This window comes from Mitsuaria sp. TWR114, assembly GCF_007997345.1.
In genome coordinates this window covers 1-507 of sequence record NZ_VOSR01001076.1, presented here as the reverse complement: position 1 = coordinate 507, position 507 = coordinate 1, and the positions used below count along the sequence as shown (strand labels likewise).

At 67.9% G+C, this 507-nt stretch carries 1 protein-coding gene; it reads left to right on the top strand.

Features of this window, described 5'->3' with window-relative positions; translation table 11 throughout:
- Positions 1-507, top strand: a 507-nt coding sequence (locus tag FUT87_RS27460; protein ID WP_255512089.1) for a PIN domain-containing protein, incomplete at both ends; no start/stop codon positions are given.

Here is a 507-nt window from a genome sequence, read left to right as displayed (position 1 = left end):
GTGGTGCAGGCGCTCAAGGCGCAGCAACCCGGCCGCGAGGTGGTGCTGGTGTCCAAGGACATCAACATGCGCATCAAGGCCCGCGCGCTGGGCCTGCCGGCGGAGGACTACCGCAACGACAAGACGCTGGAGGACTCCGACCTCCTCTACACCGGCGTGCAGGCGCTGCCGGCGGACTTCTGGGAGCGCCACGGCAAGACGATGGAGAGCTGGCAGCAAGGCGGCACCACCTTCTACCGGATCAGCGGCCCGCTGGTGCCGACGCTGCTCGTGAACCAGCTCATCTACCTGGAGGCGCCCGGCGCCGCGCCGCTGTACGCCAAGGTGCAGGAGATCACCGGCAAGACCGCGGTGCTGCGCACGCTGAAGGACTACGGCCACCAGAAGCATTCGGTGTGGGGCGTGACCGCGCGCAATCGCGAGCAGAACTTCGCGCTTAACCTGCTGATGGATCCGGACTGCGACTTCGTCACGCTGACCGGCTCGGCCGGCACCGGCAAGACGCTG